Consider the following 240-nt stretch of genomic DNA (forward strand, 5'->3'; position numbering starts at 1 on the left):
AATACGTTCCCGGGCCTTGTACACACCGCCCGTCACACCATGGGAGTGGGTTGCAAAAGAAGTAGGTAGCTTAACCTTCGGGAGGGCGCTTACCACTTTGTGATTCATGACTGGGGTGAAGTCGTAACAAGGTAACCGTAGGGGGAACCTGCGGTTGGATCACCTCCTTACCTAAGAGATACGTGTTATGTGCAGTGCTCACACAGATTGTCTGATGAAGAACGAGCAAAAGCGCGTCTG

Annotated in this window: 1 rRNA gene; it reads left to right on the forward strand. The window is 51.7% G+C overall.

The window, feature by feature from the left end:
* Positions 1-170, forward strand: a 16S ribosomal RNA gene (locus BHE89_RS02805); the annotation flags it as partial.
* Positions 171-240 lie beyond the last annotated feature (70 nt).

Source organism: Shigella sp. FC1967, from assembly GCF_001743005.1.
In the GTDB taxonomy this organism is placed as follows: Bacteria; Pseudomonadota; Gammaproteobacteria; order Enterobacterales; family Enterobacteriaceae; genus Proteus.